Here is a 23,715-nt window from a genome sequence, read left to right on the forward strand (position 1 = left end):
CGTTCAACCGCGTTCCGACGGCACCGATGACAGTTCGAACGGGCTGCTGCTGCGCCGCTGGTTGCGGTCTTCACGGGGGGTGGCGCCGAAGAAATTGCGGTAGGCGCTGGAGAAATGCGGCCCCGAGGAGAAGCCGCACGACAGGCCGATCTGGATGATCGACTTGCTGGTTTGCATGAGCATCTGGCGGGCCTTGTTCAGGCGCAGTTCCAGGTAGTACTGGCTGGGGACGCGGTTGAGGTATTGCTTGAAGATGCGTTCCAGTTGTCGTCGCGACACGCAGACGTGCTGGGCAATTTCGTCGGTGGTCAGCGGTTCCTCGATGTTGGCTTCCATCAGCAACACCGCCTGGGTCAGCTTCGGATGGCTGGAACCCAGGCGGTTTTGCAGCGGGATACGCTGGCGTTCGCCGCCTTCGCGGATACGCTCTACCACCAGTTCCTCGGACACCGCACCGGCCAGTTCCGCGCCGTGATCACGGGCCAATACCGCCAGCAACAGGTCGAGCACCGACATGCCACCGCAGGCGGTGAGACGGTCGCGGTCCCAGTCGAACAGATGGCTGGTGGCGATGACCTTGGGGAAGCGCTCGGCGAAATCGTCCTGCCAGCGCCAATGCACGGCAGCACGGTAGCCATCGAGCAGGCCGAGCTGGGCCAACGGATACACACCGGCCGACAGACCACCGATCACACACCCGGCTCGCACAAGCTGCTTGAGCGCAGTGCTCAGTTGCGAGGCAATGACAGTAGGTGGCTCATCCGCCAGCAGGAACAGCTTCTGGAAACCCTCGAGCTTGCCGGCCCACGGCTCGCCCGGCAGTTGCCAGGCACCTTCGGTGGCCGGTTCTGCAAGCAGGAACGACAGCTCGTAGACCACATCCGGATGCACCCGCTGGGCAACGCGCAAGGCCTCCTCAGCCAGCGCAAGCGTCAGGGCTTTTGTGCTGGGCCAAATCAGGAAACCAATTTTGTGGGCGGTCATGGAGTGCTATCCGAAGCCAGTAACAGTAATGAAGACAAGGGCCAATGCTAGCCCGTAATCGAGTACAAATCTCAAAAACGATGCATATCCAATGTGGGAGGGGGCTTGCCCCCTCCCACACAAAGCAAACCCCATAGGCAGGAATTACTTCAGGCTGCCGGACAGGAACTGCTGCAAACGCTCGGACTGCGGGTTCACCAACACTTCCCGTGGATTGCCGCGCTCTTCGACGATGCCTTTGTGCAAGAACACCAACTGGTTCGACACCTCACGGGCAAAGCCCATTTCGTGGGTCACCACCACCATGGTACGGCCTTCCTGGGCCAGGTCCTGCATCACCTTGAGCACTTCGCCGACCAGTTCCGGGTCCAGCGCCGAGGTGGGTTCGTCGAACAGCATCACCTCCGGCTCCATCGCCAGGGCACGGGCAATCGCCACGCGCTGCTGCTCGCCACCGGACATGTGGCCGGGGAACGCATCCTTGCGATGGCCCACGCCGACTTTGGCCAGGTAATGCTCAGCCTTTTCACGGGCTTCTTTCTTCGACATGCCGAGCACATGCACCGGCGCTTCCATCACGTTTTCAAGCGCGGTCATGTGCGACCACAGGTTGAAATGCTGGAACACCATGGACAGGCGCGAACGCATGCGCTGCAGTTGCTTGGGGTCGGCGGCCTTCATGGCGCCGTCCTTGTTGGCCACCAACTTCAGCTCTTCGTTGTTGAGCAGGATCTTGCCGGCGTGGGGTTGCTCCAGCAGGTTGATGCAGCGCAAAAAGGTACTTTTGCCCGAACCACTGGAACCGATGATGCTGATCACATCACCGGCCGCGGCGGCCAGGGACACACCTTTGAGCACTTCATGACTGCCATAGCGTTTATGCAGGTCTTGGACTTCAAGTTTGTACATGCGGTCGGTTCTCACAAAAACAGGTGGTCAGTCGTTGAGCAAGCGCCCGTGACGCAGCGCTTCGCGCCCCGCCACCTTGGCCAGCCAGAAACCCGCTTGGGCATAACGTAGCCGTTCAACGGCAAACAGCACCCCCGAGGTGCCCGCGCACAGGGTGCTGACGCGGTCTTCCAGGGGGTCAATCACTTCAAAGATCGGTTCGCCTTTTTCGACCCAGTCACCGGCTTTACGCAGGTAACTGATCACCCCGGCGTGGGGCGCGAACAGCAGTTCAGTGCCTTCAAACGGTACGCCTTCGCACGGCTCGTATTGCGGCGCGGGCCATTCACCCTTGATCAAGCCCTGCTCGGCAAGGAACGCCAGGATGCCTTCGGCGTGGAAGACCGCTTCGTCGCGGCCGGTATCAGCCTGGCCACCCAGTTCCAGAGTCGTCGCCAGGCAGGCCAGCGGGACCTGTGCGTCGGGAAACGCCTGGGACAAGCGTAGCCACGGCAGCGAACAGGCTTCATCGAACGAGCTGCCGCCGGAGTCTTCCGCCAGCAGGCCGACTTTCACATTCAAATGGGCCGACAGCGAACGCCACTGCGGCCAATGCTGCGGCAGCGCATACATGTGCAGCGCAGCTTCGGCATCACAATGCAGGTCGAGCACCACATCGGCGGTGCAGGCATGGCTCAGCAGGATGCGCTGCATGCCCTGCAACTGGCTGCTCGGCTCGGGCAGCGCGTTAAGCGTGTCACTCATGGCCTGGCGGATCATGCGCACGTTGGCGTGGGGATCATCGCCCAGCTTGCCGTCAAGCAATGCGGCAACCGGCTCGCTCAACTCGACGAAATCGCGGTTGAAATTCTTGCCGCTGCCGACCTCGAAACGCCCCTGGTGGCTGCCTTGCAGCAGTTGGCCCAGGCCCATCGGGTTGGCCACCGGCACCAGCTCGATCACGCCATTGAGCGCACCTTGCTGTTCCAGTTCGACAAGGCGCTTTTTCAGCTCCCACGCGGCGCGCATGCCGGGCAGTTCGTCGGCGTGCAGGCTGGCCTGGATATAGGCCTTGCGCTCGCCCTTGCCGAAACGGAACACGCTCAGTTGGCGCTCGCAGCCCAGGTGACTCCAGGGCAACCGGTGATCGATACGTTGCATATCAGTGCTTCCTCGGCGCCAGGTAGCTCAGCCAGCGGCGCTCGGCCAACTTGAACAGGCGCACCAGGATGAAGGTCAGGCACAGGTAGAACACACCGGCGGTGATATACGCCTCGAACGGCAAGTAGAACTGCGCGTTCACGGTGCGTGCGGCACCGGTGATGTCGATCAGGGTGACGATGGAGGCCAGGCTGGTGGTCTGCAGCATCATGATCACTTCGTTGCTGTACTGCGGCAGCGCACGACGCAGGGCCGACGGCAGCAGGATACGGCGGTACAGCTTGTAGCGCGACATGCCCATGGCCTTGGCCGCCTCGATCTCGCCATTAGGCGTGGCCTTGAGGCTGCCGGCAATGATCTCGGCGGTGTAGGCGCTGGTGTTGATCGCAAAGGCCAGGCACGCGCAGAAGGTGGCGCTGGACAGCAGTGGCCACAGGAAACTCTCGCGCACCGCCTCGAACTGGGCCAGGCCGTAGTAGATCAAGAACAGCTGCACCAGCATCGGCGTGCCGCGAATCACGTAGGTATAGAGCCAGGCCGCACCATTGACGATCGGCTGCTTGGACACGCGCATCAGGCCCAGGGGCAAGGCCGCGAGCAGGCCGAAGAACAGCGAGATGGCGAGCAGTTTCAGGGTGGTCACCAGGCCGCCGAGGTACAGCGGCATGGCCTCCCAGATGACGTTGTAGTCGAAGATCATAGATCAGCCGCCCTTACGCCTACCGAGTAGCGCTTCTCAAGATGACGCAGGGCCAGCAACGACACGCTGGTGATCACCAGGTACATCGCCGCCACCGCGAGGAAGAAGGTAAAAGGCTCGCGGGTGGCGTCTGCCGCCTGCTTGGCCTTGAACATCATGTCTTGCAGGCCCACCACCGAAATCAGCGCGGTGGCCTTGGTGAGTACCAGCCAGTTGTTGGTGAAACCGGGGATGGCCAGACGGATCATCTGCGGCACCATCACCCGGAAGAACACCTGGAAACTGCTCATGCCATACGCCAGGCCGGCTTCGGCCTGGCCCTTGGGAATGGCCATGAAGGCGCCACGGAAGGTTTCCGAGAGATAGGCGCCGAAGATGAAACCCAGGGTGCCGATACCGGCGGCCAAGGGGTTCAAGTCGATATAGTCGTCATAGCCGAGCATCGGCGCGACGCGGTTGAGCAGGTCCTGGCCGCCGTAGAAAATCAGCAGGATCAGTACCAGGTCGGGGATCCCGCGGATCACCGTGGAGTACAAGTCACCCAGCCAGGCCAACCAGCGCACCGGCGACAGGCGTAACGCGACCCCGATCAGACCCAGAACAATGGCCAAGGCCATGGACGACAAGGCGAGCTGAAGCGTCAACCATGCGCCATCGAGGATGACGGCCCCGTAGCCTTTCAACATGATTCAGGTCCTCGAAAAGGGGGATGAAAAAATGGCGCAAACCTCAGGAATTCTGTTGCTTGCGCCATTTGGGACAGACAGCTGCGACGAGTTACTTAGGGTCAGCGCCGTAAATATCGAAGTCGAAGTACTTGTCCTGGATTTTCTTGTATTCGCCGTTGGCACGGATCGCCGCGATGGCCGCGTTGATCTTGTCCAGTTCGGCCTTGTCGCCTTTACGCACAGCGATACCGATGCCGTCGCCGAAGTACTTGGCGTCGGTGAACTGCGGGCCCACGAACGCGTAGCCTTTACCGGCCGGGGTTTTCAGGAAGCCGTCTTGCAGCAGGGTGGCATCAGCCACGGTACCGTCGAGGCGACCGGCTTCCACGTCCAGGTAGATTTCGTTCTGCGAGCTGTAAGGCACAACCGTGACGCCTTTAGGGGCCAGGACTTCCTTGGCGAAACGATCGTGGATCGAACCGCGCTGCACACCGATCTTCTTGCCTTTCAATTCATCCAGGCTGTCGCTGACGGTGGTGCCTTCCTTCATCACCAGCTGCGCTGGGCTCAGGTAGTAGCGGTTGGTGAAGTCCACGGACTTCTTGCGGTCGTCGGTGATGGACATGGACGACAGGATCGCGTCGATCTTGCGCACTTTCAGCGCAGGGATCAGGCCGTCGAATTCCTGCTCGACCCACGTGCACTTGACTTTCATCTCTGCGCACAGGGCGTTGCCGATGTCGTAGTCAAAACCGACGATGCTGCCATCCGGCGCCTTAGAGGCAAACGGAGGGTAAGCCGCTTCGATACCAATCTTCAGGGGCTTTTCATCAGCGAAAGCCTGCATGGACAGCACGGACAGCGCCAGGGCGCCCAACAGCACGAGTTTCTTCATCTTGGGACTCCATCGGTATAGGGCAAAACAGCAGTATGAGCCATGGCCCACGATGCGGCGTAAGGGAAACCGAATAGCGGTGCTGCGTCCTACACCGATTCAACATCGGAGACGACGAGCGAGTGATCGGCATTCTAACGACAGGCTGGAAGCCGATATTTCCTCAATGCGACAACAATTTACAGAAGCACCGAGAAAGCGGATCCAACTCATTGACAGCCTCTGGATTTTATGCAGAGACAAAAGACATTAAACCTGTAGACGCTGCAAATTGCGGGCCTATTATTCGCAAACCCTTCTGGCACGGCAAGTCTGGCGTTTAATCTTATTTCCTGGGGTGTCTGGAATGGGGTTTTTCGGGGCGCAGACGTAGCACATTGCCTCAGGTTTGGGCGGGAGGTTACACATTGAGGGTTGGCGGTAACATTCAGAAACGCCCTACACGAAAAACCGATATTTATTTGACTGGCGTGGATCCCATGTGGGAGGGGGCTTGCCCCCGATAGCGGTGTGTCAGTGAAAGGCATTTAAACTGAACCACTGCAATCGGGGGCAAGCCCCCTCCCACACTGGATCTCCGGTGCTTTTGAGGCCGCTCAAAAAAGCCCCACCCGGCTTACACCGGGTGGGGCGTTATCTGACTATCCCGCCTTACGCGACGTTCATGGTCTTGTGCGTCTCGATCAAATGCGCCACCACACCCGGGTCCGCCAGGGTGGAGATATCCCCCAGCCCGTCGTACTCAGCCGTGGCAATCTTGCGCAGGATACGCCGCATGATTTTCCCCGAACGCGTCTTCGGCAAGCCCGGCGCCCACTGGATCACGTCCGGCGAAGCAATCGGCCCGATCTCCTTGCGCACCCAGTTTTTCAGCTCCAGACGCAGCGCCTCGTTCGGCTCTTCGCCGTTTTTGAGGGTGACATACACATAGATGCCCTGGCCCTTGATGTCGTGCGGCACACCCACCACCGCCGCTTCGGCGACTTTAGGGTGGGCAACCATGGCACTTTCGATCTCGGCGGTGCCCATGCGGTGGCCGGACACGTTCAGCACGTCGTCCACACGGCCGGTGATCCAGTAGTAACCGTCTTCGTCACGACGCGCACCGTCACCGGTGAAGTACATGCCACGGAATGTCTTGAAGTAGGTGTCGACAAAACGGTCATGGTCGCCGAACAGGGTACGTGCCTGGCCTGGCCACGAATCGAGGATCACCAGGTTGCCTTCGGCCGCGCCTTCAATCAGGTTGCCCAGGTTATCCACCAACGCCGGCACCACGCCGAAGAACGGCCGTGCCGCCGAACCCGGTTTGAGCGCATGGGCGCCCGGCAGCGGGCTCATCATGTTGCCGCCGGTTTCGGTCTGCCACCAGGTATCGACAATCGGGCAACGGGATTGGCCGACGTTCTTGTAGTACCAGTCCCACGCCTCTGGGTTAATTGGCTCACCCACCGAACCGAGCAGGCGCAGGCTGGAGCCGTCTGCGCCTTCGCACGCAGCAGTGCCGGACGCCATCATGGCGCGGATCGCGGTCGGGGCGGTGTAAAGGATATTGACCTTGTGCTTGTCGACAATTTTCGCCACCCGCGTGATGTCCGGGTAGTTCGGCACGCCTTCGAACAGCACGGTGGTCGCGCCGTTGGACAGCGGCCCGTAGACAATATAGGTGTGGCCGGTGACCCAGCCGACGTCGGCGGTGCACCAGTAGATTTCGCCCGGGCGGTAGTCGAACACGCGCTCGTGGGTCAGGCCGGCGTACAACAGATAGCCGCCGGTGGTGTGCTGCACGCCCTTGGGCTTGCCGGTGGAGCCGGAGGTGTAGAGGATGAACAGCGCTTCTTCAGCACCCATCTCCTTGGGCGCGCACACGGTGCCCGCCACTTTCATCAGGTCTTCGTACCAGATGTCACGGTGCTGGTTCCACTTGATCTGGCCATTGGTGCGCTTGCACACGATGACTTTCTGGATGCTGCTGGTTTCCGGGTTGGTCAGGGCGTCGTCGACGTTGGCCTTCAGCGGAATCTTCTTACCCGCGCGGATGCCTTCGTCGGCGGTGATCACCACCTTCGACTTACAGTCGATGATGCGACCGGCCAGGGCCTCCGGCGAGAAACCACCAAACACCACGGAATGAATCGCACCGATACGGGTACAGGCCAGCATGGCGACCACGGCTTCGGGGATCATCGGCATATAGATAGTCACCACGTCGCCGCGGTGCACGTCCTGGCCGCGCAGGGCGTTGGCGAACTTGCAGACTTCTTCGTGCAGCTCGCGGTAGGTGATGTTGCGGCTCTCGGCAGGGTCGTCGCCCTCCCAGATGATCGCAATTTGATCGCCACGCTCGGCGAGGTGACGGTCCAGGCAGTTGTAGGAAACGTTCAGGGTGCCATCGGCGAACCACTTGATGTCGACGTGGTGATCGTCGAAAGAGGTCTGCTTCACCGTGGTGAAAGGCTTGATCCAGTCAAGGCGCTTGGCTTGCTCGCGCCAGAAGCCATCGGGGTTGACCACCGACTGCTGGTACATGGCCTTGTAGGTCGCCTCGTCGGTCAGCGTGTTGGCTGCTACTTCGGGGCGAACGGGGTACAGGGAAGCCGCACTCATCTTTCTTACCTCGGTGACATAGTTGTTGTTGTATGGCCCTGTTGTAGCCGGGGCCGACCTATAGAACCATTCGACGATGGTAGTAACAAGCCCCTACAAATTGCCCTGATATCCCCGTTTGCACCTCTAGCCCGCGGGCCGTGGCGCTTTGCGGCTTTGTGAAAAAAGCTTTACCACAGGATTGTTACAAAAACCGCCAATAGTGTTTATCAAAAGCACGGGTATATGAATATAACGTGAGGGCCTAAAATCACTTCCGCCAACAAGGCACTGTAGTTAAATACAGCAGTGATTAACAACGCAACAGCCCCCACGAAGGCAACGTTAATCCGAACTTCCCAACTCTTAAGTTACACACGTGGCCTCACAAGGGCCCCGTGACCCCTTTCGCCCTGAAGAAGGTAAATAGAGAAATGAAAGCTTTAGTAGTTATGGCCCTCAGCAGCTTGTGCGCCACCGCCGCCCTGGCCGACGAAGCCCCGACTGACGTAGCTGGCAGCAACCCTCCGATCGTTGAAGACTACACTTACAGCACCCATCTGGATGTGGCAAAAGTACTGTCCATGAGCAGTATTCCGGAAGTGTGCGAAGTGGTACCGGTGAAGATGGAATATGAAGACTCACAGGGTCAGCGTCATATACTTAATTACCATGTGATGGGCAATGGTTGTTCTAACGGGTAATCACTTGGTTAGTTTGAACTTATTCGCCGCAAGAAATGGTTCTTGCGGCAAAGCACCGCCCCCCTTCCCCCCTCGCTGCACATCCTCAAAAAAAATCCTGCCGCTCGCCCCTCCAGCCAACCCCAATAAACCCGAGCCTTGGCTCGAAAAGCAGGCTTTTTGTCTGCGATCCGTGACCATCCGCCACAACACAAAGCCGATTTTTTCCCTATAATGCGCGGGTAAATCGGGCCTGCAATATCCCTTTACACAGGGATGAAGAGCCAGACCTGAGGCCTCCCGCTGGAGCAAGCAACCACCGCTCCGCACCTCAAGCCTCACGCAGAGCACCCGTAACCCTATTCCGTTTAATGCGTGCGCTAGCTGCAACAAACGATTCCTTAAGATCCACCGCGGCCCTGGGGGCCGTGTGAACACCCAACCATCCGGTTTCACACGGGCACCTTTGAGCCCTCACGCAGGAGACGACACGTCATGCTGAGCTGGGACGAATTCGACAAAGAAGAAGAAGGCGAAGTGGCCACCAAAGGCGCCAACGCCGGCCACGCCACCGAAGCCAACATGGACCGCCTCGACGGTGCCGGCGCTGCCGCCGCCATCGAAGCCCGCGCCGTCACCGCCAGTGACTCCGCCGCCATCGTCCGCGCCAAGGCCGCCCTCGACAAACTCGACGTCGCCGAAGGCCTCGCCGAACTCGAAGGCGCCTCCGCCCGTGTCGCCGTTGACGAAAAGCGCATGATCAACTGCCGCGCCGACCTCAACCAACTCGTACCCTTCAAGTACGACTGGGCCTGGCAGAAGTACCTCGACGGCTGCGCCAACCACTGGATGCCGCAAGAGGTCAACATGACCGCCGACATCGCCCTGTGGAAAAACCCCGAAGGCCTGACCGACGACGAACGCCGCATCGTCATGCGCAACCTCGGCTTCTTCTCCACCGCCGACTCCCTGGTCGCCAACAATCTGGTGCTGGCCGTGTATCGCCTGATCACCAACCCGGAGTGCCGCCAGTACATCCTGCGCCAGGCCTTCGAAGAAGCGATCCACACCCACGCCTACCAGTACTGCATCGAATCCCTGGCGATGGATGAAGGCGAGATCTTCAACATGTACCACGAGATCCCATCAGTCGCTAAAAAAGCCGCCTGGGGCCTGAAGTACACCCGCTCGATCTCCGATCCGAAGTTCGAAACCGGCACCGTCGAGACCGACAAAGAACTGCTGCGCAACCTGGTCGCCTACTACTGCGTGCTGGAAGGCATCTTCTTCTATTGCGGCTTCACCCAGATCCTGTCCATGGGCCGTCGCAACAAAATGACCGGCGTGGCCGAGCAGTTCCAGTACATCCTGCGCGATGAGTCGATGCACCTGAACTTCGGTATCGATGTGATCAACCAGATCAAGATCGAAAACCCACACCTGTGGGATGCCGAGATGAAGGAAGAAGCGACCCAGATGATCCTGCAAGGGACTCAGCTGGAGATTGAATATGCTCGTGACACCATGCCGCGTGGGGTGCTGGGCATGAATGCGGCGATGATGGAAGACTACTTGAAGTTCATCGCCAACCGTCGTCTGTCGCAGATTGGCTTGAAGGAAGAGTACCCAGGTACCACCAACCCGTTCCCGTGGATGAGCGAAATCATGGACTTGAAGAAAGAGAAAAACTTCTTCGAGACCCGTGTGATCGAGTACCAGACTGGCGGCGCGCTGAGCTGGGATTGATTCCTAAGCCAAGCAACCCCATGAAGCCCTGACGTGTTCAGGGCTTTTTTGTGCGCGGTGAATTGCTACTTCTTGAAGCACATCAGGCTGACCACCTCGCCCAGAAGGGTTCGGATCGCACCACCAATGCTGTAGCCTTGTGCCCCAATTGCCATCAGCGTTGTCACCGGTCGAGTGACCGGGATGCCTTCACCGAAGGGCTTTACGCCAAAGTCGGAAGATTGGCACGGGAGTAGACTCCCGCTGTCACACCTGATGCACACTCAATAAATACCCGATAGGACCGAGGCCAACCCGTGAACCCAGACATGCTCGAAGCCGGCCCCGCTGACGCCAAAGTACTTTCCGTCTTTGACTTCGACGGCACCCTGACCCACCACGACAGTTTCGTGCCCTTCCTCAAGTTTGCCTTTGGCCCCGGCGAGTTCTACGGCCGGATGCTCAAGCTGGCGGTGCCGGGGCTGCGCTTTCTGGTGCGGCAGATCAGCCGGGATGAGTTGAAGGCGCAGTTGATCCGCACCTTTATGACCGGGGTGGAGAAGGCATGGGTGCAACAGAAAGCCGAGGAGTATTGCCAGAAGACTTGGGCGCGGCTGATGCGGCCGACAGGGGTGTTATCGGTGGAGCAGGAGTTGGGATCCGGGGCGGAGGTCACGTTGTGTTCGGCGTCGCCGGCATTGGTGTTACAGCCGTTTGCCAATCGGCTCGGGATCAAGTTGATCGGCACTGAGCTTGAGGTGGTCGACGGGGTGTTGACCGGCAAGCTCACCGGGAATAACTGCCGATGCGAGAACAAGGTGCTGCGGCTTGAGGCGGTGTACGGGGATTTGGGCGACTATCGGCTGCGGGCCTGGGGCGATACGCGTGGGGATCGGGAGTTGCTGGCGGCGGCGCAGGATGCGCATTTTCGGCATTTTCATGCGAAGAAGAAGCGGGCTCGGTTGCAGCGATGATGCGGGTGGGTGGGGTTGGCGGGTAGACCGAGGGTCGCGCACTAGCATGGGGTGCCAGTGCGCGGATGGCCCATTCCGATCAATCGTCACCGCTACCCAATTCTTGATCTTCAAATGTGGATCGCACCGCTTCCACAACCCGTTCGGCTAGGTGAATCACTTCCAGCTGCGGATAAGCTTTCTTCAATTTCCCCGATACCTGCCAGCCATTTTCCTTTAACGACCGAATGACTCGGTTTGCGTCCTGATCAGGCATTTCCAGCACTTCTTTTAGCCGTTCCTGGGCGCGCTGAAAGATGACCAACACACGCGCTTCATCAGCCATCTCTATACGAACCGTGTGCGCCACTACCTGTGCCGTATACAAGACTTGTTCGGTCAAGTCGGGGTAGCGCCACGCGAATTGCGCATCGTCGTAGTCATCGAAGACCAGATTGCTGCGGGTTCCGTCCTCGTAGACTACAAGTTCTCCAAATCGATAGGAGCCAGCGTAGCGTTGCATGAATGGCCGCGAAAATGCCTCCAGCGTACGATCGTAACGCGCCCGGAAATCAATCGAACTTGTGATTGTGGCCGACACTGGCAAGATTACGCCTTCAGGCACCGCCTTATCACGGATCAAGGTATCGTTGATCAGAAAGCGATGGATCCGACCATTGCCGTCTCGCATGGGGTGGATATAGACAAAAGCAAAAGCGATTACAGCGGTCCGGGCCAGCGGCTCAGCGCCCCGTGTTGCCAACTCGAATGCTTTCAAGCCGTCGAGCAATTGCATTAGCACCTCAAATGGCGGCGCAATGTAGTGAACGATATCCTCGCGCATAGTGGCCTGCCCCACGAAGACCGGTGAGTGCCGCAAGCCCAGCCCTAGCGCCTCTTCCCCCAAAATACCGGCTTGCAAGGTGTGCAGGCTTTCATTACTCAACGGATTCTCGATGTGACCACAGTACTTGGCGATCACGTGGGCAAACCGCTGGATCCTGTCGGCTTTGTCTGCCTCTCTCTCGATCAAAAAGCTGGCACGCGACTCCTTGAACGTCAGCCAACTCGCCGTGCGCATCAGGATATCAGCGCCAAAGGTCTGGTTCAGCTCCCCCAGTGCTGCGCCCAGATCAAACTGCAACGCTTCTTGCACGGCTTCGGTGCGACGGATCAAGGGGGAGAACGCAGGTACGCCGGGAAGATTATCGTTGATGCGCCAGCGCCTTATACGCAAAGGCTCAACGCGGGTCAGGTAATGCTGTGATGAAACAGCATCGACATAGCCGCCATTGGTAACATCTGGTACATCAAGGTGCAGTCCGGTTAACCACTCGTACAGGAATCCGGTGCGGCGGGCATATTGACCAAAAGGCGTTTGCCGGCACCAGGCTTCGACGGGCTCAGGGCCGGCTGCAGCAAATAGGCGAGCGAAGAATTCGAGGTGAATTTCTTCGTACTTGAGCCCGAACTCGAAATGCCCTGCAAAGTCGTCCGAGGGTTGGTAGCTGAGGGGGTACTTACGCTCGACATGTCCATTGCTCTCGTGGCTCATGCGGGTCGTACCGATTGCCGATTCGACGCGCAGTGGCTGTGCCAGCGAGATACGGTAGCGGTCAGCGAGTGCCTTGAAGCCTACCTGCATGGTCGAATCCCCTAACGAACCCTAAAAAACGATAACTATTAGGGAATAGTAGGCGAAAACGATAATTTTGTGAGTACGAAAACGCTAATGCGCTCTTAAATTTGCTAACAAATCAGCAATTTCATTTGAAAACGATAACAACCTAAAGGGAAGCGATCCGAATGAATGGGGCCGTCAGGAGACCGAGGCGATCCCTTCGAAGCCTCGCTGGGGCTCGACAGCTCCCACAGTTGATCTCTGTCGCTCGGAGGGACGGTGTTTGGCTTGAGTGTTATGTCGTGGCTTTGAGGTCCACGCCCAAGGCTGTTGCGAAGGCTTTTACCATCGGGCTGCGCGGGGCGCTGTGGCGCAGGATCAGGTTGAACGCGGTGCTCAGGTGAACCTGTTCCGGGCACAGTGCGCGTAGGCGCCCTTCCCTTACCAATGGCGCGGCGTAGTGTTCCGGCAGGAAGCCGAGGAAGCGGCCGGTGAGGACCAGGATCGCGACAGCTTCCACTTGTGAGGCCGAGGCGGACTGGCTGTCGTAGTTGACGAAGTTGGCCTTGTCGCGGTGGATCGCATACCGATGGTTCACCACTTCGTATTGGCGCAAGACCTCGGGCGTGAGGTCGTTTGCGTCGAAGAGTGGGTGTCCTACGGCACAGTAGGCGTGGGCCTTTTCTTCATACAGCGGGAAATAATCGAATTCTTCACGCCGTTGATACACCGGCACGATACCGACGATCAGCCGCCCTTCGACCACGCCGCGTTCAACTTCGTCCAATTGCGAGGCATGTAGGCGCAATCTAATTTTCGGCGATTCGCTGTGCAATTTCCCTAGCGCGGTAATTAGCGGGGAATTAACGTCGGACACGGTGTTATCAATTACGCCCACACTAAGGTCGCCAATAAGCTCGTTTTGCGCCGAACTAAGCTTGTCGCGAAAACTGTCTACCGAGGTAAATAACTCGATGGACGCCTGATACACCAACTTGCCTTCTTCGGTCAGGCCAAACCCTTCTCGGCCCCGGGTGCACAGGCGCATGCCGATGCGGATCTCGAGGTCGGAGATCTGTTTACTGATGGCCGCCAGGCCCACGTTCAGCTCGTTTTGCGCGGCGCTGAAGCCGCCGGCTTCGACTACGGCCATGAACACGCGCAGCAATTTGAAGTCCAGCCCGCTCAGTTGCAGGGGCGGTCTTGTGCCGGGTTTGGGTGGCAGGTTTCCAGAAGTGGAAAGTGGGGTTTCCATAATACGCGTTGACCTCAAGTGCCATATTCAACAGGCTTCAACCCAATCCTTGAACATAGCCAGGCGGCGATAATGAACATAAACATCCGCCCTTGGCAACCTTGAATACGGCGCGTCAGACGCTGGTTCAGTCTAGTTGAAAACTTATTTTTACTGCCTCCGACTCTTCTAAAAACAAGCGTGAGGAACATCCATGTCCCAGCCCACCGACCGCCTTTGGGGCGCTCGTTTCAAGACCGGCCCATCTGCTGCATTGGCCGCGTTGTCGCGTTGCCCTGAGCGCTATTTCCGCCTGACGCCCTACGACCTGGCCGGCTCCCGCGCCCATGCCCGTGAGTTGCAACGCGCTGGTCTGCTGGATGAGTCGGAGACCCTGCGCACCCTCGACGCGCTGGACGGTATTGGTGCGGACTTCGCCGCCGGCACGCTGCATCCGACCCTGGATGACGAGGACGTGCACACCTTTATCGAACGCGTATTGACTGAACGCCTCGGCGCCCTGGGCGGCAAGCTGCGTGCCGGGCGTTCGCGTAATGATCAAACCGCCAATGACCTGCGCCTTTTCCTACGCGACCATGCGCGCACCATCACCACCGAGGTGTTGGGTTTGCAGCAGGCGTTGGTGGAACAGGCCGAGCAACATGTGGAAAGCATCTGTCCTGGGTTCACCCACTTGCAGCAGGCGCAACCGATTGTGTTCGCCCACCACTTGCTGGCTCACGCCCAGTCGATGTTGCGCGATGTGCAACGCCTGGTGGATTGGGATACGCGTACGGCGTTGTCGCCTTTGGGGGCGGCAGCGATGGCCGGTTCGGCGATTGCACGCCAGCCTGAGCATTCGGCCAAGGAAATGGGCTACACCGGGCCGTGCGAAAACTCCATCGACGCTGTCGCCAGCCGTGACCATGTGGCGGAGTTCCTGTTTGTGGCGGGCATGCTCGGGGTGAATATTTCGCGCCTGTCCGAAGAGTTTTGCCTGTGGTCTTCGCGGCAGTTTCGCTGGGTGGTGCTGGACGATGCCTACGCCACTGGCAGCTCGATCATGCCGCAGAAGAAGAACCCGGATATTGCCGAGTTGGCGCGGGGCAAGGCTGGGCGCTTGATTGGCAACCTGACCGGGTTGATGTCGACGCTCAAGTCATTGCCGCTGTCGTACAACCGCGATTTGAGTGAAGACAAGCACAGCGTGTTGGACAGTGTGGACACCTTGCTGCTGGTGCTGCCGGCGATGGCCGGGATGGTTGCGACCATGAAGGTGCAGGTGGAAGAGCTTAGGCGTCAGGCGCCGATGGGGTTCACCTTGGCAACGGAAGTGGCGGATTGGTTGGCCACTCGCGGCGTGCCGTTCAAGGAGGCGCATGAGATTACCGGCGCCTTGGTGCAGGCCTGTGAGAAGCATGAGATTGAACTGTGGGAAGCCTCGCCGGCGATGTTGGCGGAGGTGGACGCGCGGTTGACGCCGGAGGTGCGCGATTGCCTGACCCTGGAAGCGGCGATTGCAGCGCGCAGTGGGTGGGGTGGGACGGCGCCGGAGCGGGTTCGGGAGCAGATTGGGCGGTTGAAAGCGGCCTTGGCCGAACAGCAACAGTGGACAGAGAGTTACCAGGGATTTCGGATTTAAGCCTGCAACCCCGTGGTGTCTGGTCCGGCGCTTTCGCAGGCAAGCCAGCTCCCACATTGGACCGAGTACATCAGTACCAGCGTCATCAGTTTTTGGAGAGTCACCATGAGCCAAACCCCGGCCGAGCGCTTGGCAGCCGAGCGCAAGTTGTCCGAAAACCAGTTCGATATCACCCAGTACGAGCACGTACCGCGTCGATATTACGGGCGGATGTTTTTTGCCACGTTGATCGTGATCGTGTTGGCCGCGCTGTTGCGTGCCTTCGCCAACGGTCAGATCGAATGGTCCTACATCGGGCAGTTCCTCACGTCTGAAGCCATCCTCTGGGGCCTGGTCAACACCATCGTCATGTCGATCCTGGCCATGGCGCTGGGTGTGGTGATCGGGGTGATCACGGCAATCATGCGCATGTCGGCCAACCCGATCCTGCGCTATGTGGCCATCACCTACACCTGGCTGTTCCGCGGCACGCCGTTGATCCTGCAACTGCTGCTGTGGTTCAACCTGGCGCTGATCTTCCCGGTGATCGCGATTCCCGGCCTGTTCAGTATCGACACTGTCGACCTGATGACGCCGTTCGTGGCCGCCCTGCTGGGCCTGAGTATCAACCAGGGTGCCTACACCGCCGAAGTGGTGCGTGCCGGTTTGCTCTCGGTCGACACCGGCCAGTATGAAGCCGCCAAGTCCATCGGCATGCCGAGCCTGCAAGCACTGCGTAGGATCATTCTGCCGCAGGCGATGCGGGTGATCATTCCGCCTGTAGGCAACGAGTTCATCAGCATGGTGAAAATGACCAGCCTGGCCAGCGTGATCCAGTACTCGGAGCTGCTGCACAACGCGCAAAACATCTACTACGCCAACGCCCGGGTCATGGAGCTGCTGATTGTGGCCGGCATCTGGTACCTGGCGGTGGTGACTGTTCTTTCATTTGGCCAAAGCCGCCTTGAGCGCCGCTTTGCCCGCGGCGCCGGCAAGCGTTCGTAAGTCTGGGTTGAGGAGATTTGCCCCATGAGAAGCATCGTCAAGGCCGTCAACCTGAACAAGTATTACGACCAGTATCACGCGCTGCGCGATATCAATATCGAGGTCGAGCAAGGCGAAGTGATGTGCATCATCGGCCCGTCCGGCTCGGGTAAAAGTACCCTGCTGCGCTGCGTCAACCAGTTGGAAAAAATCGATAAGGGCGGTCTGTGGGTCGACGGCGAACTGGTGGGTTACCGGGTCGTCGGCAACAAGCTGCATGAGATGAACGAATCGCAGATTGCCCGCCAGCGGTTGGCCACCGGCATGGTGTTCCAGCGCTTCAATTTGTTCCCGCACATGACCGTGTTGCAAAACATCATCGAAGGCCCGTGCCAGGTGCTCAAGCGCTCGCCCAAGGAAGCCACCGAGGATGCCCTGGAGTTGCTGGCCCGCGTCGGCCTGGCGGACAAACGCAATGCCTATCCGGTGGAGTTGTCCGGCGGCCAGCAACAACGCGTGGCGATTGCCCGTGCACTGGCGATGCGCCCCAAGCTGATGCTGTTTGACGAACCCACGTCAGCCCTCGACCCGGAGCTGGTAGGAGAAGTGCTGTCGGTGATGCGCGATTTGGCCACCACCGGCATGACCATGATCGTGGTCACCCATGAGTTGGGCTTCGCCCGCGAAGTCTCCAACCGCATGGTGTTTATGGATGCCGGCCAGATTGTGGAAGCCGGCAGCCCCGAAGAAATTCTAATAAGCCCACAAAACCCGCGTACCCAAAGCTTTATTTCTGCCGTTCGCACTTAACTAAAAAACAAACGAGAACGCCCCCATGAAGAAAATGTTTATCCCCACGTTGCTCGCAGGCCTGATGGCCTCTTCCGTTGTTTTCGCGGCATTGCCGGCGGCAATCAAGGACAAGGGTGAGATCAGCGCGGCCATCGTGCCGAACTACCCGCCGATGGACTTCAAGGACCCGGCCACCAACAAGATCACCGGCCTGGATTTCGACTTGGGCAACGCCCTCGCCGAGCGCCTGGGCGTGAAGATCAAGTGGCAGGAAACCGGCTTCGAGCAGATGCTCAGTGGCCTGACCACCAAGCGCGTGGACATCGTGCTGTCGGGCATGACCGACACCGCCGAGCGCCAAAAGGCGGTGACCTTTATCGACTACTTCACCAGCGGCCCGCAGCTCTACACCCTGGCCAAGCGTGAAGACCTCAAGGAATTGACTGACCTGTGCGGTAAAAAAGTCGGCACCAGCCGTCGCACCACCTGGCCGTCGGAAATTGCCGCGTGGAGCAAGGAAAACTGCGAAGCCGCCGGTAAGCCGGCGATCGTGGTGATCGGCACTGAGGGCTCGGCAGATGCGCGGGCACAGTTGCAACAGAACCGTCTGGACGCTGCGATGCAGGGCAGCGAGACCATTCCTTATTTGATGTCGTTGGACAAGGGCAAGTACAAGCCGGTGGGGTTGGCGATTTCCAAGCAGTTCACCGGGCTTGGGATTGAGAAGAGCAATACGGAGTTGGTCACGGCGATCAGTGAAGCGTTGCAAGGCATGATCGATGACGGCACCTACGGCAAGATCCTGAAGAAGTGGGACCTGGAGCAAGGTGCGGTAGAGAAGATCACCATCAACTCCGGCCAATAACTCGATCTGAACAATGTGGGAGGGGGCTTGCTCCCGATAGCGGTCTATCAGCCAAGCATCTGGTGACTGAGCCACCGCCATCGGGGGCAAGCCCCCTCCCACCCTGGATTTTCGTTGTCCACAAAATAACAAGGACACCCGCCCCACCGTGGCCACCTACTCCCTGGTAATCCGCCGCCTGATGATTTGCTCGCTGACCATCGTGGTCAGCCGCGCCATGACCAGCCCGTTGCTGGCCCTGTTGCTGAGTACCCGCCTGGGCCTGAACCAGCAGGACATCGGCTTGCTGATGGGCATCGCGGTGTTTATCGCGACATTGCTGGGCCTGTACGGTGGCTACATCATCGACCGCCTGGAAAAGCGCAAGCTGCTGATCCTGGCCATGCTCTCCAGCTCCATCGGTTTTCTATTGCTGACCTTTGCCAGCAACCTCTACCTCACCACCGTGACCCTGGTCATCACCGAAGCGGCGTCGGCGCTGTTCCTGATTGGCTCAAAAGCCATCATCAGCGAGAACCTGCCGGTGGGCGAGCGTGCCAAGGTGTTTTCCCTGCGCTACACACTGACCAACGTCGGCTACGCCACAGGCCCGATGGTCGGCGTCGTGATTGCCGGCCACATGCAACTGGCACCGTTCCTGATCGCCAGTGCGATCGCCTTTGGCAGCCTGTTCCTGATGATTGGCATCCCGCCCACCCAACGGGATGACAGCAACAAGCCCTTGAGTTTCCTCACCACACTGCGCACCTTGCGCAACGACCGCACACTGATTCTGTTCACCAGCGGCAGCCTGCTGAGCACCATTGTCCACGGGCGCTATACCTTGTATCTGTCGCAGTTTTTGCTGGTAGCCTACAAACCCGCCGAGGCGCTGAAGATTCTGTCTGCGGTACTGGCCTGCAATGCCATCACTGTGATTTTGATGCAGTACCAGATCGGCCGTTTCCTCAAGCGTGAGCAACTGCGCTATTGGATCGTGCTCGGCACGCTGCTGTTCATGACCGGGCTTGTCGGTTTCAGCCTCGCAGACAGCCTGGTCACCTGGTGCATGGCAATGTTCGTGTTCACACTGGGCGAGATGATCATCTACCCCTCCGAGTTCCTGTTTATCGACACCATCGCACCTGATGCACTGCGCGGCAGTTACTACGGTGCACAGAACCTGGCGGCATTCGGCGGGGCAATGAGCCCGGTGATTTGCGGCTATCTGCTGATCAATGCCACGCCGGCCAGCATGTTCTATGCGTTGGGGGCACTGACTGCGGTAGGGGGCACCTTGTGTTTCTTGAGTGGGCGACGGGTAGCAGGTTCTTGCTGATATTTACGCAGGATCCCGCTATTAATAGCGAAACCTCTCACGGACCCGAGCCCCATGAAATTCGATACGGCCTACAGCCTGAGTCTCGACGACAAGCTGTCGATCTACGACGTACGAGACCTGAATTTCGACGAGACCGCCGACTTCGACTCCGACAAGGACCGTTTCCTGTGCCCCAACGATGAGTGCCGGGCAGCGTTTGATCCCGGCAATACCCTGAGCACCTTCAACGCTAAAAACGTCAATTACCTGCGTACGCCGCACTTCAAGAACAAGACCGGCACCCGGCATATCGACGGCTGCCGCTACGCCAGCACGCACAAGAGCGCAGCCGGCGAAAGCGACGACGAGCGCGAGGACAATTTCCCATCGGAATTAGTGCTCACCCGCCGTCAGTACGAGCGCAAGACCCCGCTGGCAGGCACCGAAGGAAACATCCCACAAGAGCAAACAAAGACACCCTCAAACCGCAGCTCCATTTCCCACAACGCCAGCGACACCACACCGGACAAAACCAGCGTGTTCGCCCACCCGGTGGAATGCTACGTGTCCAATATCGACGACAAGGACAAGCTCAAGTCCATGCCGTTGAAGATCGGCGATCACACCGCCACCTACTGGACGTTCTTCAAGAAGATCGAATACCTGCAGGACAACAAGGGCCTGATCTACTGGGGCAGGATCAAAGAAATCAAGGACTACACCAGCAGCTTTCGCATCGACTTCGAAAAGAAGGTGTGGCTCGACAAGAAGCCCTACTCGGTCAATGTCTACCTGAGCAAGAAACTCATCGAGAACTACCGCAAGCGCAAGGCGTTCCTGGAGCAGATCAAGGCGGCGGTGGACAGTGAGCGGGCGTTGTACTGCTTCTTCTATGGGGTGACGCCGGAACTGAAACAGGTGCCGAGCAAGAAAAACCCCGAGCAGACGTTCGGGGTGTTCAGCGCGAATATCGAGAACCTGGATCACCTGATCATTCGGGAGGCGCCGGGGGTGGAATAGTGCGCATCAGCGGCAGGACGCTTTGTATGCCCGATAGATTTCGCGTGTTTGTTGAGCCTTGGCGACACCTACGCCCCCGAAGGCTACCAACCAGTGGATCAGCATTTCCTCATCAGGAAACACATAGGTGTTTTGCCCTTTGAATCCTCTGGGTGTTCGATTGATTCCTGCGTCGTAGCGCAATGGACTCCAAGGCTGCGTTACAAAATCAAAATCCTCGGCATCCCATTTAAAGAACCGCAGTACTTCATTAAGGGTAGTCTGGCCACTGCGATCGCCACGTTGGACGAGGCAATAGGCTTGATTAGCCAACATCTGCTCCAGCACCTGAGGATCGACCCAATCCAGCACTGCGCATTTCAACGCATTATCTAGAATACCGGCCGTCCAACGCTCGAAAAACACCTGGAAAAATCGTTCGCTATCAGCTTTTTTCATATCGAAAAAGAGCATGCAGTAACGGGTTTTAAGATGCATAACCACTACCACATGCTTGCGTTTAACTGTCGCAGCATGCACCAGCCACTGATGGGGGTCGCTGTGAAGATCATAGCTCTCGACAGGCAGAGCAGGCCGTAGAACGGGTGTATGCTTTTTGCCTTTGTGTACTCGGCTGAAAAACTCACAGGCAGCTTGTGAGCAATTGAACGTCAGCATTGCAGTTGCTCCTTCATTTTACTTCCCACGCCAGCAACGAACCGTCCAGGTTTGTGATGAAGGGATATCCACCCATTCAATGTCATAAGGTTGTCGAGCGGCATACCTAATCGCATCCAGCGCCTCTCCAGTGAGAACTGCCAACTCGGAATCCGTCGGCAAGTCACGCGTGACCATCACAGCCAGGCCACTGAGTCGGTTCTTCAAATGCAGCTTTTTTGTACCTGTCATCGCCATCGTCTGGCAAATAGACTACTGCCAGGGCGCAGGAAATCGAACAAGGCCATGTCATAAAAAACCAGTTGATGAGCGGTCAAAACAACTGTACAAAAACACAGTATAGTTTGTCCTCCCCCGTCAAACCCTGGAGATACCCCATGTCCTCTCTGGCAATGAGCTCTTTCGTAGAACAGCAGATCGTCCTGCATCAATTCACCGCCAAGCACAGCGTACAGGCGCGCACGATGCTGGGCTGGAGCCGGGAACGCCTGGCATACCAGGCTGGCGTGGCGGTTGAAGCCGTTCAGCAGTTTGAATGTCAATGCGACGTGGATGACGAAACCCGCCTGGCCCTGGCCTTTCGGCTGGAAGCTGAAGGCCTGGTGTTTTTCCCGGGGTTTGCGCCGGGGTGGGGGATGAGTACACGCCGCTTTGACACCGCCACAACCGAACACGCAGCGCAAGGGATCATCTCTCGCTTGATCGGCGCAACTTCGTCATCACTTGACTCACCCACTGCTCAAGCCAATGGTGCATAGCGGCCAGCCGTACCACCTTGCTGGCCAGCGCCTGGACGGGGTCCCATGCACTCCCCTCTCAACCGCGAAACGTCAGGCCTGCAGTTGCAATGCCTGACACGTCATTTGCGGCGTCAGAGCACCGGTTTGATTTGAGCACGGGCTGCCTGCTCATACCCATGGGCCACGGCCAGCAAGGTGGGTTCGGACCACTGGGTCCCGAAAAAATAGGCACTGGTCGGTAGCCCATTCTCATCCTTACCAGCAGGGACAGCGATGCCTGGGTAGCCGGCTGCTGCTACCCCAAAATAGTCGTTAGTCTCAAAATCCGACACCATGGCGTCCAGACCCTCCGATTTGATCGGGTCGTCAATGGTAGCGCGAAAGTCTCGGATGAGCTCATCCCAAAAGGGTTTGCTCTGCTCAGGCGTCATGGTTTGGGCATTGATTTGGTTGAGGACTGCCTGGTGATCCACCTCCGCGCCATCACGTTTAATGTTGAACAGGGTCAGATCAGGCAGTGAATCGACTGGCAACCCTGAACGCTTGCCCACATAAGTATTCAATTCATTCTTTACGTCCGAGAACAACAAATCTACCCAACGCGAATCATCGGCCAGGCGCATCTCGACCGGCACTACTTCCGCGCCTTGCTCACGAAGCACGGCAAGTATCCGGCGGAATGACGCACTGTCCTTAGTGGGTGTGGGTTCGCCAGTTTCAGAAAACGTTGCGGGATAGCCGATACGCTTGCCTTTCAACGCGCCTGGAACCAGTAATTTCGTGTAATCGATACCTTGGGGCGCTCCCTGGCTCGCCGGATCCTTGGGATCGCTGCCCGACATGGCATTGAGCATCAGCGCCACATCAAATACCGAACGCGCCATCGGGCCAGGAGTGTCCTGGTGGTGACTTGCAGGAATAATTCCATTACGGTCCAGCAAGCCAACGCTGGGCTTGAGCCCGACAACCCCATTGCGCGCTGCTGGCACAATAATCGAACCACTGGTTTCAGTTCCCACCGCCAAGGGCGCCAACCCCGCCGCAACGGCGACGGCAGACCCGGAACTGGAACCCCCGACGTCGGCATCCGCACCATGTGGGTTACGGGTTTGTCCCCCCCTGCTGCTCCAGCCATCAGGACCACCACGAAACCCTGCCAGTTCGGTCATATTGGTTTTACCGAGGATCACCGCGCCCTGCTTGATCAGGTAGTCGACCAATGGGGCGTTCTTGCCGACAGGTGCCCCCACCAGTCCAAAAGCACCTGCACTGGTTTGCATGCCTTCAGTTTCGATGGTGTCCTTGAGCAAAACAGGAATGCCATGCAGGAGGCCACGCACGTTGCCGCTGGCTCGTTCACGGTCCAGTTCGCGTGCGGTTTCAAGTGCCTTGGGGTTGAGTTCGATGATGGACTTCAGTTTCGGGTCGACCCTGCGAATCCGCTCATGCAGGTACGTGACCAAGTCGGCTGAACCGAACCTGCCTTGGGCCATTTGCGCGCCAAGCTCATTGACATTGAGGTATTCGGTCCCCGGAGGGACTGCCTTTGAAACAACAGGTGAGTGGCCGTCTGCAAAAGACTGAACAAACTGCCGGACGATGGAGCCCATTCCATATGCGATACCGATCATAAAACCT

Annotated in this window: 22 protein-coding genes; 11 read left to right on the plus strand and 11 right to left on the minus strand. The window is 58.5% G+C overall.

The window, feature by feature from the left end; translation table 11 throughout:
* Positions 1–3: 3 nt before the first annotated feature.
* From argR to acs, 7 genes are all read right to left on the minus strand, one after another.
* The gene (gene argR, locus M2497_RS24620) at positions 4–984 is read right to left on the minus strand and encodes a transcriptional regulator ArgR (protein WP_122576195.1); all 981 of its coding nucleotides are present in this window, start codon (positions 982–984) and stop codon (positions 4–6) included.
* A gap of 144 nt (positions 985–1,128) precedes the next feature.
* The gene (locus M2497_RS24625) at positions 1,129–1,893 is read right to left on the minus strand and encodes an ATP-binding cassette domain-containing protein (protein ID WP_005790637.1); all 765 of its coding nucleotides are present in this window, start codon (positions 1,891–1,893) and stop codon (positions 1,129–1,131) included.
* A 27-nt stretch (positions 1,894–1,920) separates the two neighbouring features.
* Positions 1,921–3,033, minus strand: coding sequence for a succinylglutamate desuccinylase/aspartoacylase family protein (locus M2497_RS24630; protein WP_248483824.1), 1,113 nt, complete (start codon positions 3,031–3,033; stop codon positions 1,921–1,923).
* Between the two features lies 1 nt (position 3,034).
* Complete coding sequence (locus M2497_RS24635) at positions 3,035–3,733, minus strand: ABC transporter permease (RefSeq protein WP_124418298.1); 699 nt, start codon at positions 3,731–3,733, stop codon at positions 3,035–3,037.
* On the minus strand, positions 3,730–4,419 hold the full coding sequence (locus tag M2497_RS24640) for an ABC transporter permease (protein ID WP_010208305.1): 690 nt from the start codon (positions 4,417–4,419) through the stop codon (positions 3,730–3,732). Before M2497_RS24640 ends, M2497_RS24635 begins: the two co-directional genes overlap by 4 nt.
* A 91-nt stretch (positions 4,420–4,510) precedes the next feature.
* Positions 4,511–5,296 carry an ABC transporter substrate-binding protein gene (locus tag M2497_RS24645; protein ID WP_084301307.1) on the minus strand — a complete coding sequence of 262 codons (786 nt, stop codon included), beginning with the start codon at positions 5,294–5,296 and terminating at the stop codon, positions 4,511–4,513.
* 651 nt (positions 5,297–5,947) lie between these two features.
* Positions 5,948–7,903 carry an acetate--CoA ligase gene (gene acs, locus M2497_RS24650; RefSeq protein WP_248483826.1) on the minus strand — a complete coding sequence of 652 codons (1,956 nt, stop codon included), beginning with the start codon at positions 7,901–7,903 and terminating at the stop codon, positions 5,948–5,950.
* A gap of 413 nt (positions 7,904–8,316) precedes the next feature.
* Here acs and M2497_RS24655 point away from each other — a divergent pair, with 413 nt between their 5' ends.
* The 4 genes from M2497_RS24655 to M2497_RS24670 all read left to right on the plus strand — a co-directional run bounded on the left by M2497_RS24655 (position 8,317) and on the right by M2497_RS24670 (position 11,264).
* Complete coding sequence (locus tag M2497_RS24655; protein WP_092242420.1) at positions 8,317–8,586, plus strand: DUF2790 domain-containing protein; 270 nt, start codon at positions 8,317–8,319, stop codon at positions 8,584–8,586.
* Positions 8,587–9,060: 474 nt separating this feature from the next.
* Positions 9,061–10,311, plus strand: a complete 1,251-nt coding sequence (locus tag M2497_RS24660) for a ribonucleotide-diphosphate reductase subunit beta (protein WP_093529834.1) — start codon at positions 9,061–9,063, stop codon at positions 10,309–10,311.
* Positions 10,312–10,361: 50 nt separating this feature from the next.
* Complete coding sequence (locus M2497_RS24665) at positions 10,362–10,547, plus strand: HNH endonuclease (RefSeq protein ID WP_348984765.1); 186 nt, start codon at positions 10,362–10,364, stop codon at positions 10,545–10,547.
* 72 nt (positions 10,548–10,619) lie between these two features.
* Positions 10,620–11,264, plus strand: coding sequence for an HAD-IB family hydrolase (locus M2497_RS24670; RefSeq protein ID WP_248483828.1), 645 nt, complete (start codon positions 10,620–10,622; stop codon positions 11,262–11,264).
* Between the two features lie 79 nt (positions 11,265–11,343).
* On the opposite strand, the gene M2497_RS24675 is transcribed toward M2497_RS24670, so the two are convergent.
* Positions 11,344–12,888: a Fic family protein gene (locus M2497_RS24675; RefSeq protein ID WP_248483830.1), complete on the minus strand. Its 1,545-nt coding sequence runs from the start codon at positions 12,886–12,888 to the stop codon at positions 11,344–11,346.
* Between the two features lie 271 nt (positions 12,889–13,159).
* Positions 13,160–14,119, minus strand: a complete 960-nt coding sequence (locus M2497_RS24680; RefSeq protein ID WP_248483832.1) for a LysR family transcriptional regulator — start codon at positions 14,117–14,119, stop codon at positions 13,160–13,162.
* A 193-nt stretch (positions 14,120–14,312) separates the two neighbouring features.
* Between M2497_RS24680 and argH the strand changes: the two genes are divergently transcribed.
* From argH to M2497_RS24710, 6 genes are all read left to right on the plus strand, one after another.
* On the plus strand, positions 14,313–15,740 hold the full coding sequence (gene argH / locus M2497_RS24685) for an argininosuccinate lyase (protein ID WP_248483834.1): 1,428 nt from the start codon (positions 14,313–14,315) through the stop codon (positions 15,738–15,740).
* 105 nt (positions 15,741–15,845) lie between these two features.
* Entirely contained in the window at positions 15,846–16,724 is an 879-nt protein-coding gene (locus M2497_RS24690; RefSeq protein WP_248483836.1) for an amino acid ABC transporter permease, read from the plus strand.
* A gap of 24 nt (positions 16,725–16,748) precedes the next feature.
* Positions 16,749–17,513, plus strand: coding sequence for an amino acid ABC transporter ATP-binding protein (locus M2497_RS24695; RefSeq protein WP_016974699.1), 765 nt, complete (start codon positions 16,749–16,751; stop codon positions 17,511–17,513).
* A 25-nt stretch (positions 17,514–17,538) separates the two neighbouring features.
* Positions 17,539–18,360 carry an ABC transporter substrate-binding protein gene (locus M2497_RS24700; RefSeq protein ID WP_248483839.1) on the plus strand — a complete coding sequence of 274 codons (822 nt, stop codon included), beginning with the start codon at positions 17,539–17,541 and terminating at the stop codon, positions 18,358–18,360.
* A gap of 148 nt (positions 18,361–18,508) precedes the next feature.
* On the plus strand, positions 18,509–19,678 hold the full coding sequence (locus M2497_RS24705; RefSeq protein WP_248483841.1) for an MFS transporter: 1,170 nt from the start codon (positions 18,509–18,511) through the stop codon (positions 19,676–19,678).
* A 54-nt stretch (positions 19,679–19,732) separates the two neighbouring features.
* Entirely contained in the window at positions 19,733–20,680 is a 948-nt protein-coding gene (locus M2497_RS24710) for a hypothetical protein (protein ID WP_248483843.1), read from the plus strand.
* A gap of 6 nt (positions 20,681–20,686) precedes the next feature.
* Here M2497_RS24710 and M2497_RS24715 read toward each other — a convergent pair whose 3' ends face one another.
* Positions 20,687–21,337 (minus strand): hypothetical protein, encoded by a 651-nt coding sequence (locus M2497_RS24715; RefSeq protein ID WP_248483845.1) that lies wholly within the window; start codon positions 21,335–21,337, stop codon positions 20,687–20,689.
* 377 nt (positions 21,338–21,714) lie between these two features.
* Between M2497_RS24715 and M2497_RS24720 the strand changes: the two genes are divergently transcribed.
* The gene (locus M2497_RS24720; RefSeq protein ID WP_248483847.1) at positions 21,715–22,095 is read left to right on the plus strand and encodes an XRE family transcriptional regulator; all 381 of its coding nucleotides are present in this window, start codon (positions 21,715–21,717) and stop codon (positions 22,093–22,095) included.
* A gap of 113 nt (positions 22,096–22,208) precedes the next feature.
* Here M2497_RS24720 and M2497_RS24725 read toward each other — a convergent pair whose 3' ends face one another.
* On the minus strand, positions 22,209–23,708 hold the full coding sequence (locus tag M2497_RS24725) for an amidase family protein (protein WP_248483849.1): 1,500 nt from the start codon (positions 23,706–23,708) through the stop codon (positions 22,209–22,211).
* Between the last annotated feature and the right edge of the window lie 7 nt (positions 23,709–23,715).

This window comes from Pseudomonas sp. CYM-20-01 (genome assembly GCF_023169845.1).
Classification (GTDB): domain Bacteria; phylum Pseudomonadota; class Gammaproteobacteria; order Pseudomonadales; family Pseudomonadaceae; genus Aquipseudomonas; species Aquipseudomonas azotoformans.